Origin of the sequence: Pseudoxanthomonas sp. X-1, assembly GCF_020042665.1 — a bacterium.
GTDB lineage: Bacteria > Pseudomonadota > Gammaproteobacteria > Xanthomonadales > Xanthomonadaceae > Pseudoxanthomonas_A > Pseudoxanthomonas_A spadix_A.
This window is the reverse complement of record NZ_CP083376.1, coordinates 2,844,117-2,858,729: the sequence shown is the minus strand read 5'-3', so window position 1 is coordinate 2,858,729 and position 14,613 is coordinate 2,844,117. Positions and strand designations below refer to the sequence as shown.

Annotated in this window: 9 protein-coding genes; 6 read left to right on the top strand and 3 right to left on the bottom strand. The window is 69.7% G+C overall.

Annotated features, from left to right (window positions below; translation table 11 throughout):
* Nucleotides 1-50: 50 nt before the first annotated feature.
* Nucleotides 51-1,424 (top strand): 30S ribosomal protein S12 methylthiotransferase RimO, encoded by a 1,374-nt coding sequence (rimO, locus tag LAJ50_RS12745; RefSeq protein ID WP_138654477.1) that lies wholly within the window; start codon nucleotides 51-53, stop codon nucleotides 1,422-1,424.
* 14 nt (nucleotides 1,425-1,438) lie between these two features.
* Here rimO and greB read toward each other — a convergent pair whose 3' ends face one another.
* From greB to LAJ50_RS12730, 3 genes are all read right to left on the bottom strand, one after another.
* The gene (greB, locus tag LAJ50_RS12740; protein ID WP_138654475.1) at nucleotides 1,439-1,945 is read right to left on the bottom strand and encodes a transcription elongation factor GreB; all 507 of its coding nucleotides are present in this window, start codon (nucleotides 1,943-1,945) and stop codon (nucleotides 1,439-1,441) included.
* Nucleotides 1,946-1,996: 51 nt separating this feature from the next.
* Entirely contained in the window at nucleotides 1,997-2,428 is a 432-nt protein-coding gene (locus tag LAJ50_RS12735; RefSeq protein ID WP_138654473.1) for a hypothetical protein, read from the bottom strand.
* A 94-nt stretch (nucleotides 2,429-2,522) separates the two neighbouring features.
* Entirely contained in the window at nucleotides 2,523-4,031 is a 1,509-nt protein-coding gene (locus LAJ50_RS12730; protein ID WP_138654471.1) for a helicase HerA-like domain-containing protein, read from the bottom strand.
* Nucleotides 4,032-4,202: 171 nt separating this feature from the next.
* On the opposite strand from LAJ50_RS12730, the gene LAJ50_RS12725 reads away from it, so the two are divergent.
* From LAJ50_RS12725 to LAJ50_RS12705, 5 genes are all read left to right on the top strand, one after another.
* The gene (locus LAJ50_RS12725) at nucleotides 4,203-5,792 is read left to right on the top strand and encodes a transglycosylase SLT domain-containing protein (protein WP_130552938.1); all 1,590 of its coding nucleotides are present in this window, start codon (nucleotides 4,203-4,205) and stop codon (nucleotides 5,790-5,792) included.
* A gap of 208 nt (nucleotides 5,793-6,000) precedes the next feature.
* Complete coding sequence (locus tag LAJ50_RS12720) at nucleotides 6,001-7,227, top strand: efflux RND transporter periplasmic adaptor subunit (protein WP_130552937.1); 1,227 nt, start codon at nucleotides 6,001-6,003, stop codon at nucleotides 7,225-7,227.
* 72 nt (nucleotides 7,228-7,299) lie between these two features.
* Nucleotides 7,300-10,533, top strand: a complete 3,234-nt coding sequence (locus tag LAJ50_RS12715; RefSeq protein ID WP_138654469.1) for an efflux RND transporter permease subunit — start codon at nucleotides 7,300-7,302, stop codon at nucleotides 10,531-10,533.
* 39 nt (nucleotides 10,534-10,572) lie between these two features.
* On the top strand, nucleotides 10,573-13,719 hold the full coding sequence (locus LAJ50_RS12710; RefSeq protein WP_138654467.1) for an efflux RND transporter permease subunit: 3,147 nt from the start codon (nucleotides 10,573-10,575) through the stop codon (nucleotides 13,717-13,719).
* Between the two features lie 102 nt (nucleotides 13,720-13,821).
* Nucleotides 13,822-14,562 carry a hypothetical protein gene (locus tag LAJ50_RS12705; protein WP_138654465.1) on the top strand — a complete coding sequence of 247 codons (741 nt, stop codon included), beginning with the start codon at nucleotides 13,822-13,824 and terminating at the stop codon, nucleotides 14,560-14,562.
* The last annotated feature ends 51 nt before the right edge of the window (nucleotides 14,563-14,613 follow it).

The window sequence follows — 14,613 nt, the reverse complement described above, 5'->3', positions numbered from 1 at the left end:
CGGAGCGGCGCGCGGCGTATAATCGCCGGCCGCTCATCCCTGTGTCGCCCATGCCAGCTGCCGCCCCCAAGGTCGGCTTCGTCAGCCTCGGCTGCCCGAAAGCCCTCGTCGATTCCGAACGCATCCTCACCCAGCTGCGCGTGGAGGGCTACCAGCTGTCCGGCAGCTACGACGATGCCGACGTGGTGGTGGTCAACACCTGCGGCTTCATCGACGCGGCCGTGACCGAGTCGCTGGAGGCCATCGGCGAGGCCATGGCCGAGAACGGCAAGGTCATCGTCACCGGCTGCCTGGGCAAGCGCGCGGACATGATCCGCGAGGCGCACCCCGGCGTGCTGTCGATCAGCGGCCCGGCCGACTACGGCAGCGTGATGTCGGCGGTGCACACCGCCGTGCCGCCGCAGCACAATCCTTATCTCGACCTGATCCCGGCCCCGCGCCTGACCGGCGAGGACTTCGCCGCCGGGGTCAAGCTCACGCCCAAGCACTACGCCTACCTGAAGATCTCCGAGGGCTGCAACCACCGCTGCAGCTTCTGCATCATTCCCTCGATGCGCGGCGATCTGGTGTCGCGTCCGGTGGACGAGGTGCTGCGCGAGGCCGAAAAGCTGGTCAAGGGCGGGGTCAAGGAACTGCTGGTGGTCTCGCAGGACACCAGCGCCTACGGCGTGGACCTGAAATACGCCGCGCGCACCTGGCAGGGCCGCGAGTACCAGACCCGGATGAAGGCCCTGTGCGAGGGCTTGGGCGAGCTGGACGCCTGGAGCCGCCTGCACTACGTCTATCCGTATCCGCACGTGGACGAGATCATCCCGCTGATGGCGCAGGGCAAGGTGCTGCCGTACCTGGACATCCCGCTGCAGCACGCCAGCCCGCGCATCCTCAAGCTGATGAAGCGCCCCGGCGCGATCGACAAGACCCGCGAGCGCATCGCCCGCTGGCGCGAGCTGTGCCCGGACATCACTCTGCGCAGCACCTTCATCGTCGGCTTCCCCGGCGAGACGCAGGCCGAGTTCGAGGACCTGCTGGACTTCCTGCGCGAGGTGCGGCTGGACCGCGTCGGCGCGTTCGCCTATTCGCCGGTGGACGGTGCCGGTGCCAATGCGCTGCCCGATCCGGTACCCGAAGAGGTCAAGCAGGAGCGCCTGGCCCGCTTCATGGACGTCCAGGCGGAGATCTCGGCCGAGAAGCTGGAGGCCAAGATCGGCAGCGTGCAGCGCTGCCTGGTCGACCTGATCGAGGACGGCATCGCGGTGGCGCGCTCGGCCGCCGACGCGCCGGAGATCGACGGCCTGGTGCATATCCAGGATGGCAAGCAGGCCGGCCTCAAGCCCGGCCAGTTCGTCGATGTGACCATCGTGGACAGCGACGAGCACGACCTGTTCGCCGAAGTGCTGCGTCGCGAGCTGCCGGTCCTGTCCTGATCGGCGGCAAAGCTTCAGCCTGCGCCGTAATCCACATCCACGATCACATAGCGCTGCATGCCGCCGGGCAGCTGCGCCTCGAACTCGTCTTCCAGGCGCTTCTTGAGCATCGCGCGCGCCAGCGGCGAATCGATGCTGATATGGCCCAGCGCCGCATCGGTCTCGTCCGGGCCGACGATGCGGTAGCGCGCGGTTTCGCCGGTGAGCACATGCTCGACCTCGATGCGCGCGCCGAAGAACACCGCCTGCGGATCGCTGGGCCGGGTGTCGACCACGCGCAGCGCTTCCAGCCGCTTGCTCAGATAGCGCACGCGCCGGTCGATCTCGCCCAGCTGCTTCTTGCGATAGGTGTACTCGGCATTCTCCGAGCGGTCGCCCTCGGCGGCGGCCGCGGCCAGCGCCTTGACCACCTCGGGCCGGCGCACGCGCCACAGCTCGTCCAGCTCGGCCTTCAGGCGCGCATGGCCTTCGGGCGTGATCAGGGCGGTGCTCTTCTCGGCGGGCGGGCGCCAGCGGCTCATGCGGACGGTACGGTCATCGTGCGGCGCGGCGCCTGCGCGCCGCTCATGCCTTCAGTGCGCGCGCTTGAACACATAGGCGCCGTCCTGGCTGCGCAGTTCGTCGGCGCTGATCACATCGAAGCGCACCGCCTGGGCCGCCTTGTCGGTCGGGGTCAGCAGCATCACGCCGGTGCCGGCCGCCGACCAGGTGCCGCTGCTGGTGAGCTCGGTGCCGCCCGCCTTGAGCGTCTGCCGGTAGTCGCCATTGGCTTCGATCGACAGCGTCGAGGCGTTGCCCTCGAACTCGCCGGCCAGCGCATGGGCATCGATCACCACGCCCTGCCTGTCGCTGATCTCGGCCGCGTCGCTGGTGGCCGGTGCCGTTGTCTGCGCCGGCGGCGTGGCCTCCGGCGCGGGCGTGGTGGCCGGCGGCGTCTGCGCGGGCTTGCAGGCGGCGAGCCCCACGGCGAGGAGGGCACAGCACAGCAGGCGCGATCGGGTCATGGCAGTTCCTGGAATCGGATGGGACGGGCGGGGCCCGCGCGGAGGCGAGCTTGGCAAAAAGCGCCGGCGAGTTGAAGCGCGCGACCGGGCGCGTTCAGCGCCTGCGGCCGCCGAACAGGCCGCCCAGCACGCCGCGCAGGATCTGCCGGCCGACCTGGTTGCCCACCGTGCGCGCGGTCTGCTTGGCCATGGCCTCGACCACGCCCTGGCGCCGGCCGGTGCCGAACAGGATGTCCTTGGCCATCTGGCCGAAGCCGCCGCCGTCCTCGTCCTTGGCGCCGGCCTTGCCCACCGGCGGCGCCTGGGCCTGTTCGGCCGCGGTCTGCGCGCGCTTGAGCAGCAGCTCGGCGGCGGACTCGCGGTTCACCGCGGTGTCGTACTTGATGCCGACCGGGCTGCCGGCGCGCACCTGGCCGCGCTCGGCGTCGGTGATGGCGCCCATGCGGCAGCGCGGTGGGGCGATCATCGTCTGCTGGACGGGCATCGGCACGCCCTTGTCCTGCAGCGTGGACACCAGGGCCTCGCCGGTCCCCAGCGAAGACAGGGTGCGCGCCACGTCCAGCTTCGGATTGGGCACGAAGGTCTCGGCCGCGGTCTTGACCGCCTTCTGGTCGCGCGGGGTGAAGGCGCGCAGCGCGTGCTGCACGCGGTTGCCCAGCTGGCCCAGGATGTTGTCGGGCACGTCGTCGGGGAACTGCGAGCAGAAGTACACCCCCACGCCCTTGGAGCGGATCAGCCGGACCACCTGTTCGATGCGCTGCTGCAGCGCCGGCGGGGCATCGTCGAACAAAAGGTGCGCTTCGTCGAACACGAACACCAGTTTCGGCTTGTCCAGGTCGCCCACCTCGGGCAGGGTCTCGAACAGTTCGCTCAGCAGCCACAGCAGGAAGGACGAGTACAGCCGCGGCTTGAGCACCAGCTGGTCCGCGGCCAGGATGCCGATCACGCCGCGGCCATCGGGGCTCACGCGCATCAGGTCGGACAGTTCCAGCGCCGGCTCGCCGAAGAAGCCGGCGCCGCCGTCCTGTTCCAGGCGCAGCAGGGCGCGCTGGATCGCCGCAACCGAGGTCGCGCTGACCAGGCCGTACTGGGTGGAGACCGCGCTGCGCTCCTCGACCACCAGGTTGAGCAGGGCGCGCAGGTCCGGCAGGTCGAGCAGCAGCAGGCCGCGGTCGTCGGCCAGCTTGAACACGATGTCCAGCACGCCGGACTGGGTGTCGTTGAGCTCCAGGATGCGGCCGAGCAGGGTCGGGCCCATCTCGCTCACCGTGGTGCGCACCGGATGCCCAAGCTTGCCGTACAGGTCCCAGAAGATGGTCGGCGAGGCCGCCGGCGCGTAGCCGGGCACGCCGATCTGCGCGGCGCGGGCGGTGACCTTCTCGTTGCCGTCGCCGGCCACGGCCAGCCCGGCTACGTCGCCCTTCACGTCGGCCATGAACACCGGCACGCCCAGGCGCGAGAAGCCCTCGGCCAGGGTCATCAGGGTCACGGTCTTGCCGGTGCCGGTGGCGCCGGCGACCAGGCCATGGCGGTTGCCGAACTTCGGCAGCAGGTGGACGGGGATGTCGTCGGTCAGGCCCTTGCCCAGCAGGATCGGATCCATGGAGGTTCTCGCATCAGGTCCCGCTGATTTTAGGCACAAGCCAAGCCCGGCTCGCGAACGGGCGCGCGCGCCTGCATGCATGGCGGCCAACGCGGTGCCGCGCGCGACCTTGCCGCTGCGGCGCGCGCGCGGCTACCCTGCCGGGCCGCTTTTCGCCCGTTCGTGTGCCTGATGCCCCTCCTGTCCCGCGTGCTGCCGCTGTCGTTCCTGTTGCTGCCGCTGCTGGCCGCGCCCGCGCAGGCGCGCGTGTCGGCCCGCGACCAGGCCGCCGCCGACGCGCTGACCCAGCGCATGGCCGCCGCCGAGAAGCGCTACACCGATGCGCTGGTGCTGACCGCCAACGCCGATCCCAAGGGCCAGGCCCAGGGCGATGCGGCGCTGGAGGACATGGAGGACGTGCTGGACGCCTGCACCAAGCAGAAGGGCTGCCAGATGCACACGCTGCTGGCCACCTACAAGCGCCTGCTCAAGGCCCAGGTGGACGCCCAGGGCGAGGGCGACGGCGACGACCTGGTCGGCGAGGCCGGCAGCAACGATCCGCTCGACGACGGCACCGACCACAGCGCGCCGGCCAGCGCCGATGTGCCCGATTCGGCCCGCACCGCGCGCCTGCTCGACGACGAGCGCCATCCCTTCGACAGCATGGTTGAGTACAACCCGGCCGTGCAGGCGGGCATCCGCCGCTGGCTGACCGACATGCGCGGCCCGCTGATCGACAGCTACGAGAACTACATGAACCTGCGCCCGCAGATGCTGCCGGCCTGGCAGGCCACCGGCCTGCCCGAGGCGCTGCTGTTCGGGATCATGGCCAAGGAGTCCTACGGCCGGGTGCACGTGTCCTCGCGCGCCGGCGCGGCCGGGCTGCTGCAGTTCATGCCGGCCACCGGCAGCCGCTTCGGGCTGGGCATGGACGGCTCGGGCTTCGATACGCGCTTCGACCCGTATTCGGCCACCGAGGCGGCCGCCGCGTACATGAACGAGCGCATGGGCGAGCTGGGCCGCAACATCGAGTTCGCGCTGGCCGCCTACAACGGCGGGGAAGGGCGCGCGGTGCGCATCTACCGCGAGCACCCGGGCAGCTTCTGGAATGCGGCGGCCTACAACCAGTTCCCGGCCGAGACCCAGGACTACGTGCCGATGGTGATCGCGGCGGCCTGGCTGTTCCTGCATCCCAAGCAGTACGGCCTGCAGTTCCCCAAGGTCGATGCGACCCCTGCACCGCTGAAGCTGCAGCGCACCGCCTCGATCTACGAGCTGACCATCTGCCTGGGCACCGGCCGCACGCGCGAGGGCTTCATGCGCGCTCTGCGCAACCTCAATCCGCGCTACCAGGCCGAGACCTGGATCCCGGCCGGCACCGTGATCAACGCCAACCAGCACATGGTGAGCCTGTACAACCGCCAGTGCGTCAAGGGCCCGACCGCCGAGCTGGCGCATACGCTGGTCACCGCCACGGTCGATTCGGCGATCAAGTACGACGGTCCGCGCAGCACGCGCGTGGCGGTCGGCGATGTCAGCGGCGTGCCGGTGCAGGCGCCGGCCGGCGTGCCGACCACAGTGGCCACCGGCAGCCCCAAGCCGGCCAAGCCGAAAGCCAGGCAGGTGCGCAGCTACAAGGTGGCCCGCGGCGACACGCTGGGCAAGGTGGCAGGCAAGTTCCAGTGCGACCTGGGCGATCTGGCCAAGGCCAACAAGCTGCGCGCGCCGGCGTACGCGCTCAAGCCGGGACAGACCATCCAGCTGGTCGGCTGCGACCGCTGATCGGGCCTCGCGCGCGGTGGCGGCGCCACCGCGGCCAGGACATGGACGCATGACCAATCGATGACCTCCAGCCTGCTGGCGGCTGAACGAAGCCGCCCACAGGCCTGATGCCCCTGTCATCAGTCATGCAGGCACGCGCGTTACCAACCGCTAACCTTGCATGTCGTAGGCGGGGAACACGCCGTCCCCCATCCCGGAGAATCGTTGCATGTCGCGTAAATGGAAGATCGTCCTGTGGACGGTCGTGGTGGTGGTCGTGGTGGTGTTGGGCCTGCGCGCCTGCGGCAAGCGGGACCATGGCGATGCGGAAGCGCGCCAGGGCGGCCAGGACAGCAACAAGCCGGTCCCGGTCACGGTCGAGGCGGTCACCACCCAGGACGTGCCGGTCTACCGCAGCACGACGGGCACCGTCACCGCGCTCAATACCGTGACGATCAACCCGCAGACCGGCGGGCGCCTGATGAGCCTGGACTTCACCGAAGGCCAGCCGGTCAAGAAGGGCCAGCTGCTGGCGCAGATCGACCCGCGCGAACTGCAGGCCAGCTATGACCAGGCGGCCGCCTCCCGGAAGCAGAACCTGGCCCAGCTGCAGACCGCGCGCGATACCAATGCGCGCCTGAACGATCCCAAGTACAGCCAATACGTGGCGCGCACCGACCTGGACACGCAGCGGAACCTGGTCGCCCAGTACACCGCCGGCGTGGCCGCGGCCGAGGCGCAGATGCAGGCCGCCGCGGTGCAGCTGGGCTATACCCGCATCGTCTCGCCGATCGACGGCATCGCCGGCATCCGCGGCGTGGACGTGGGCAACGTGGTGACCACCGGTTCGACGATCGTGACCATCACCCAGGTCGAGCCGATCTACGCCTCCTTCAGCCTGCCGGCGCAGGACCTGGACGTGGTGCGCGCCGCCCAGGCGCGCGGCAACGCGCAGGTGGCCGCGCTGGACAGCACCGACCAGCACGTGATCGCCGCCGACGGCGTGCTGGACGTGGTCGACAACCAGGTCAGTGCCGACAGCAACACCTTCCGCCTGCGTGCGCGCTTCCCCAACGCCGACCACGTGCTGTGGCCGGGGCAGTTCGTCAACGTGCGCCTGCAGGTGGACACGCTCAAGCAGGGCCTGGTGGTGCCGACCGAGGCCGTGCAGCGCGGCCCGGACGGCGACTACGTCTATGCGCTGGTCGGCGAGGACACGGTCAAGATGACGCCGGTGACCACCGGGGTGGAGGTTGGCTCGACCCACATCGTGGTGACCAAGGGCCTGACCGCCGGGCAGCGCGTGGTGACCGAGGGCCAGTTCCGGCTCAAGCCCAACGCCAAGGTCAATCCGCTCAAGCCCGGCCAGGCGCCGCCCGAGCCCACCGCCGAGGAACTGCAGCAGGCCGCGCAGGGCCAGCAGCGCGGCGGCCGCCGCGGACCGCCCGGTCGCTGAAGGCAACCGATCACGGCCCGCGCCGCGTCACGCGCGGGCCGCCGCAAGACGCTTTGACAGGACGGACTTCCCTTGGGCTTCTCCAGCATCTTCATCCGCCGCCCCATCGCCACCACGCTGCTGATGATCGGCGTGATGCTGCTGGGCATCATGGGCTATCGCAGCCTGCCGGTGTCGGCGCTGCCCGAGATCGATTCGCCCAGCCTGGTGGTGACCACGCAGTACCCCGGCGCCAGCGCGGCGACCATGGCCGCGCTGGTGACCACGCCGCTGGAGCGCCAGCTGGGCCAGATCTCCGGCCTGGACATGATGACCTCCGACTCCTCGGCCGGCCTGTCCACGATCGTGCTGCAGTTCGCGATGGACCGCGACATCGACGTGGCCTCGCAGGACGTGCAGTCGGCCATCCGCCAGGCCACGCTGCCCAGCGGCCTGCCGTACCAGCCCACGTATAACCGGGTGAACCCGGCCGACGCGGCCATCGTCACCCTCAAGCTGACCTCCGACACGCTGCCGCTGCGCGAGGTCAACCGCTACGCCGACTCCATCCTGGCCCAGCGCCTGTCGCAGGTGCCGGGCGTGGGCCTGGTGTCCATCGCCGGCAACGTGCGTCCGGCCGTGCGCATCCAGGTCAACCCGGCGCAGCTGTCCAACATGGGCATGACCCTGGAGACGCTGCGCAGCGCGCTGACCCAGGCCAACGTCAACGCGCCCAAGGGCTCGCTCAACGGCGCCACCCAGACCTACAGCATCGGCACCAACGACCAGCTCGAGGACGCGCAGGGCTACAACGACACCATCATCAGCTACAAGAACGGCGCCCCGGTGCGCCTGGGCGACGTGGCCAAGGTGGTGGACGGGGTCGAGAACGACCAGCTTTCGGCCTGGGCCGACGGCAAGCAGGCGGTGCTGCTGGAAATCCGCCGCCAGCCCGGCGCCAACATCGTCCAGACCGTGGCCGCCATCCGCGCGCTGCTGCCGCAGCTGCGCACGGTGCTGCCCTCGGAAGTGAAGCTGGACGTGTTCTCCGACCGCACCGAGACCATCCGCGCCTCGGTGCACGAGGTGCAGTTCACCCTGGTGCTGACCATCGGCCTGGTGGTGGCGGTGATCTTCGTGTTCCTGCGCCGGCTTTGGGCCACGGTGATCCCCTCGGTCGCCGTGCCGCTGTCGCTGGTGGGCACCTTCGGCGTGATGGCCTTCGCCGGGATGTCGCTGGACAACCTGTCGCTGATGGCGCTGGTGGTGGCCACCGGCTTCGTGGTGGACGACGCGATCGTGATGATCGAGAACATCGTGCGCTACATCGAGCAGGGCCGCAGCGGGCCCGAGGCGGCCGAGGAGGGCGCGCGCGAGATCGGCTTCACCGTGCTGTCGCTGACCATCTCGCTGGTGGCCGTGTTCCTGCCGCTGCTGCTGATGCCGGGCGTGACCGGGCGGCTGTTCCACGAGTTCGCCTGGGTGCTGTCCATCGCGGTGGTCATCTCGATGCTGGTGTCGCTGACGCTGACGCCGATGATGTGCGCCTACCTGCTCAAGCCCGATGCGCTGCCCGAGGGCGACGACGCGCACGAGCGCGCGGCCGCCGCCGGCAAGCGCAACCTGTGGACGCGCACGGTCGCCCTGTACGAGCGCACCCTGGACTGGGTGCTGGCGCGGCAGAAGCTCACCCTGATCGTGGCCCTGGCCACGGTGGTGGTAACCGTGCTGCTGTACATCGCGATTCCCAAGGGCCTGCTGCCCGAGCAGGACACCGGCCTGATCACCGGCGTGGTCGAGGCCGACCAGACCGTGGCCTTCGAACAGATGCAGGCGCGCACCCAGGCCGTCGCCGCGGCGCTGCGGCGCGATCCGGCGGTGACCGGCGTGGCCGCCTTCATCGGCACCGGCACCATGAACCCAACCCTCAACCAGGGCCAGGTCAGCATCGTGCTCAAGGAGCGCGGCCAGCGCGAATCCCTGGAGACCATCGTGCCGCGCCTGCAGAAGGCGGTGGCCGGCATTCCCGGCGTGGCGCTGTACCTCAAGCCGGTGCAGGACGTGACGCTGGATACGCGCGTGGCCGCCACCGAGTACCAGTTCTCGCTGTCCGACGTGGACACGGCCGAGCTGCAGACCCAGGCCGACCGCATGACCGCCGCATTGCGCCAGCGGCCCGAGCTGTCGGACGTGGGCAACAACGCGGCCAACGCCGGCCGCGCGCTGATGGTCGAGGTCAACCGCGACACCGCCAGCGCCCTGGGCGTGCCGATGCAGAGCATCGATGACACCCTGTACGACGCCTACGGCCAGCGCCAGATCTCCACCATCTTCACCTCGCTCAACCAGTACCGCGTGGTGCTGGAAGTGGCGCCGGAGTTCCGCACCCAGGACGCGCTGATGAACAAGCTGGCCATCGCCAGCAACGGCAGCGGCGCGCTGACCGGCACCAACGCGACCGTGCTGGGCCAGGTGACCTCCTCCAACTCGGCCACCGCCACCGGCATCGGCAACGCCAATACCGGCATCACCGTCGGCAGCGGCGGCGCGATCCCGCTCTCGGCGCTGGCCACCGCCAAGGTCGGCACCACGCCGCTGGTGATCAGCCATCAGCAGCAGCTGCCGGCGACCACGATCTCCTTCAACGTCAGCCCCGGCTACTCGCTGTCGCAGGCGGTGGCGGCGATCAACGAGGTGCGCGATGAGCTGGACCTGCCGCAGACCATCCGCACCGAGTTCATCGGCAAGGCGGCCGAGTACTCCTCCAGCCAGTCCGACGTGGTGTGGCTGCTGATCGCCGCGGTGGTGGTGATCTACATCGTGCTGGGCGTGCTCTACGAGAGCTACATCCACCCGCTGACCATCATCTCCACGCTGCCGCCGGCCGGCGTCGGCGCGCTGCTGGCGCTGTGGCTGTGCGGCTTCAGCCTGTCGGTGGACGGCATCGTCGGCATCGTGCTGCTGATCGGCATCGTCAAGAAGAACGCGATCATGATGATCGACTTCGCGATCGAGGCCCGGCGCACGGGCATGAGCGCGCACGATGCGATCCGCCGCGCCTGCCTGCTGCGCTTCCGCCCGATCATGATGACCACCGCCTGCGCGCTGCTGGGCGCGCTGCCGCTGGCGCTGGGCGATGGCATCGGCTCTGAGCTGCGCAAGCCGCTGGGCGTGTCGATCGTCGGCGGCCTGCTGCTGTCGCAGCTGGTGACGCTGTACACCACGCCGGTGATCTACCTGTACATGGAACGCGCCTCCGAGCGCGTCCAGCGCTGGCGCGATGCGCGCGCCGCGCGCCATGGCGCCCCGGCGCCGGAGGCCGGCTGACGCTCGCCGCCAGGCGATCGTCCGTCGAGTAACGCGCCCATGGCCCGTCGCGTCAGCCTCTCCTCCATCTTCATCCGCCGCCCGATCGGCACCTCGCTGCTGGCGGCGGGCGTGTTCGTCATCGGCCTGATGTGCTACCTGCGGCTGGGCGTGGCGGCGCTGCCGTCCCTGAGCATCCCGGTGGTGTTCGTCGGCGCCAGCCAGTCCGGCGCCGACGCCAGCACGATGGCCTCCACCGTGACCGCGCCGCTGGAGCGGCGCCTGGGCCAGGTGCCCGGGGTGGACACGATGCGTTCGAACAGCTCGGAAGGGCGCTCGAACATCTTCCTGAGCTTCAACGCCAGCCGCGACGTCGATTCGGCGGCGCAGGACGTGGCCGCCGCGCTCAGCGCGGCCAGCGCGGACCTGCCCTCTGGCATGGGCACGCCCGGCTACCAGAAGGCCAATCCCAACAACGATCCGCTGATCGCCATCGCGCTGGTGTCCAAGACCCAGTCCACGGCCGAGCTGTACAACCTGGCCGATTCGCTGCTGGCCCAGCGCCTGCGCCAGATCACCGGCGTGGCCTCGGTGGACATCGCCGGCGCGTCCACGCCGGCGGTGCGCGTGGACGTCAACCTGCGCGCGCTCAACGCGCTGGGGCTGACCCCGGACAGCCTGCGCAATGCGATGCGCGCGGCCAATGTGGTCTCGCCGACCGGCTTTCTGTCGGACGGCAGGCAGACCGTGGCGATCATCGTCAACGATTCGGTGCGCAAGGCCGCCGACTTCGCCAACCTGGCCATCGCCAACCAGAACGGCGTGATCGTGCGGCTCAAGGACGTGGCGCGCGTCTACGACGGCCAGCAGGACGCCTACCAGGCGGCCTGGTTCAACAAGCAGCCGGCGGTGGTGATGTATGCGCAGATCCGCAGCGGCGCCAACACGGTCGAGACCGTGGACCGGATCCGCGCGCAGATCCCGCTGCTGCGCGAGTACCTGCCGCCCGGTACCACGCTGACCCCGTACTACGATCGCACGCCGACCATCCGTTCCTCGCTGCACGAGGTGGAGATCACCCTGCTGATCAGCCTGGCGATGGTGGTGCTGGTCATGGCGCTGTTCATGCGCCGCCTGGCGCCGACGCTGATTGCCACCATCACCGTGCCGCTGTCGCTGGCCGGCGCGGCGGTGGTGATGTACGTGCTGGGCTATACGCTCAACAACCTCAGCCTGCTGGCCCTGGTGATCGCCATCGGCTTCGTCGTCGACGATGCGATCGTGGTGATCGAGAACATCATGCGCCACCTCGACGCCGGCATGTCGCGCATGGAGGCGGCGGTCGCCGGCGCGCGCGAGATCGGCTTCACCATCGTGTCGATCACCGCCTCGCTGATCGCGGTGTTCATCCCGGTGATGTTCGCCCCGGGGATGATGGGCGCGTTCTTCCGCGAGTTCACCGTCACCCTGGTGGCGGCCATCGCCGTGTCGGCGATCGTCTCGCTGACCCTGACCCCGACCCTGTGCAGCCGCTTCCTGTCGGCCCATCCGGTGGAGGAGAAGCCCTCGCGGCTGGGCCGCACCATCGAGGCCGGGCATGCGCTGATGCTGCGCATCTACGTCAAGTGCCTGGATTTCAGCCTGCGCCATGCGCTGCTGCTGGCGCTGACGCCGTTGATCCTGATCGCCCTGACGATCTTCCTGTTCGGCAAGGTCAAGTCCGGCAGCTTCCCGCCGCAGGACACGGGCCTGATCTGGGGCCGCGCCAGTTCCAGCGCCACGGTCTCCTTCGCCGACATGCAGGAACGCCAGGCGCGCATCACCGACATGCTGATGGACGACCCGGCGGTGAAGATCGTCGGCGTGCGCCTGGGTAGCGGCTGGTCGGGCCAGCGCGCCACGTTCAACATCGAGCTCAAGACCCGCGCCGAAGGCCGCCGCGACACCACGGCCCAGGTGCTCGCGCGCCTGAGCCTGAAGGCCGACAAGTACCCCGACCTGGACCTGCGCCTGCGCGCGGTGCAGGACCTGCCCAGCGACGGTGGCGGCACCGGCAACCAGGGCGCGCAATACCAGAAGTCGCTGCAGGGCAACGACCAGGCCGAGCTGGCGCTGTGGCTGCCCAGGGTGGTGGCCGAGCTGAAGAAGAACCCCAAGTTCCGCGACGTCTCCAGCGACGTGGACGAGGGCGGGCTGCGCCAGAACATCGTGATCGACCGCGCCAAGGCCGCGCGCCTGGGCATCAGCATCGGCGCCATCGACGGCGCGTTGTATGGCGCCTTCGGCCAGCGCTCGGTCTCGACCATCTATTCCGAGCTCAACCAGTACTCGGTGGTGGTCAACGCGCTGCCCAACCAGACCGACACCCCGGCCCAGCTGGACACGGTCAAGCTCAAGGCCCGCAACGGCGAGATGGTGCCGCTGAGCGCGGTGGCCACGCAGGTCGACGGCCTGGCCCCGGCGCAGATCACCCATCTGAACCAGTACACGGTGATGGACCTCAGCTACAACCTCGCCCCGGGCGTGAGCAGCGGTGAGGCCGACGCCATCTTCAAGTCAGTGGTGGAGGGCATGCGCATGCCCGGCGACATCAAGATCGCCGAGGACAGCGGTTGGCAGATGGCCATGCAGCCCAATTCGATGCTGCTGCTGGTGTTCGCCGCCATCCTGACGGTCTACATCGTGCTGGGCATGCTGTACGAGAACCTGGTCCACCCGGTGACCATCCTGTCCACGCTGCCGGCCGCCGGCGTGGGCGCGCTGCTGGCGCTGGTGCTGACCAACACCGAGCTGTCGGTGATCTCGATGATCGCGCTGGTGCTGCTGATCGGTATCGTCAAGAAGAACGCGATCATGATGATCGACTTCGCGCTGGTGGCCCAGCGCGAGCATGGCCTGACCCCGCTGCAGGCCGCGCGCGAGGCTTCGATCGTGCGCTTCCGCCCGATCATGATGACCACCATGGTCGCGCTGCTGGCCGCGGTGCCGATCGCCGTCGGCCTGGGCGAGGGCTCCGAACTGCGCCGGCCGCTGGGCATCGCGATGATCGGCGGCCTGCTGTTCTCGCAGAGCCTGACCCTGCTGAGCACGCCGGCGCTGTACGTGATCTTCTCCTGCCTGCAGCAGCACTGGCGCAGCTGGCGCGCGCGCCGCCGCGAGAAGAAGCTGGCGCGCCGGCGTCAGCGCCTGGCGCAGCAGGCGGGCTGATCGCGCCGGCGGCAGAGGCGGGCAATCTCGCCTCCGCCAGACGACCGCATGCGTGACGCGGTAAGGTTGGCTCGATACTCACGGAAACAGGATGGTCAGGGAATGACGACGTTCCGGCGCTGGTGCGGGCTGTGGCTGGGACTGCTTGCTCTTGCGCCAGCCCTTGCCGGTACGCCGGCGCCGCTGCCTGCCGACGCCCAGGTCGATGGACTGCGCTATGCGCAGCTGACGGCCGCCTGGTGGCAATGGGCACTCACGGTGCCGGTGCAGCCCTATCTGGATCCCGACGGGCGCTTCTGCGGCGAAGGGCAACGAGGATCGGTCTGGTTCCTGGCGGGCACGGCCGGTGGAGCACCGGTCAATCGCCGCTGCGAGGTGCCCGAAGGCAAGTACCTGTTGCTACCGATCATCAACATGTACCACGCCAGCCGCTACGTCGAGAACGGCCAGGTCCTTCCCATGAAGGCCTGCACGGACGTGCGCGAGCGGGCCGCCCTCAACAACGATCACCTGCAAAGCGCCGAGGTCCTCGTCGATGGCGCGCGGCTGCCCGGTATCAGGCAGTACCGCGTTGCCAGCGGCTGTTTCGACCTGCATCCCGAAACAGCGTCCCAGCCTGGGCAGGTGCGTACCCTGGCGGCCAGCGATGGCTATTGGCTGTTGCTGCCGCCGCTGCCCAAGGGGCGCCACACCATCAGCGTCGGCGCCAACTACGGAAAGCCGGGGGCGGCCTATGGACGCATGGTGCAGAGCTTCGCATACGAGCTCTGGATCGGCGGCAAGCCGCGGTGGGCCTTCGCGCCCGCGGCATCGGCGTCGCGCCGGGCCGAACCGGCCGGCTAGGCCGGCCCGGCGCCAGTTCGGCCACGCCCGGCGGCGAGCGCGCGATGAGCG

Bases quoted from the DNA above. Each gene is read 5' to 3' on its own strand.
- rimO (WP_138654477.1), top strand. From the start codon at position 51: ATGCCAGCTGCCGCCCCCAAGGTCGGCTTCGTCAGCCTCGGCTGCCCG.
- greB (WP_138654475.1), bottom strand. From the start codon at position 1,945: ATGAGCCGCTGGCGCCCGCCCGCCGAGAAGAGCACCGCCCTGATCACG.
- LAJ50_RS12735 (WP_138654473.1), bottom strand. From the start codon at position 2,428: ATGACCCGATCGCGCCTGCTGTGCTGTGCCCTCCTCGCCGTGGGGCTC.
- LAJ50_RS12730 (WP_138654471.1), bottom strand. From the start codon at position 4,031: ATGGATCCGATCCTGCTGGGCAAGGGCCTGACCGACGACATCCCCGTC.
- LAJ50_RS12725 (WP_130552938.1), top strand. From the start codon at position 4,203: ATGCCCCTCCTGTCCCGCGTGCTGCCGCTGTCGTTCCTGTTGCTGCCG.
- LAJ50_RS12720 (WP_130552937.1), top strand. From the start codon at position 6,001: ATGTCGCGTAAATGGAAGATCGTCCTGTGGACGGTCGTGGTGGTGGTC.
- LAJ50_RS12710 (WP_138654467.1), top strand. From the start codon at position 10,573: ATGGCCCGTCGCGTCAGCCTCTCCTCCATCTTCATCCGCCGCCCGATC.
- LAJ50_RS12705 (WP_138654465.1), top strand. From the start codon at position 13,822: ATGACGACGTTCCGGCGCTGGTGCGGGCTGTGGCTGGGACTGCTTGCT.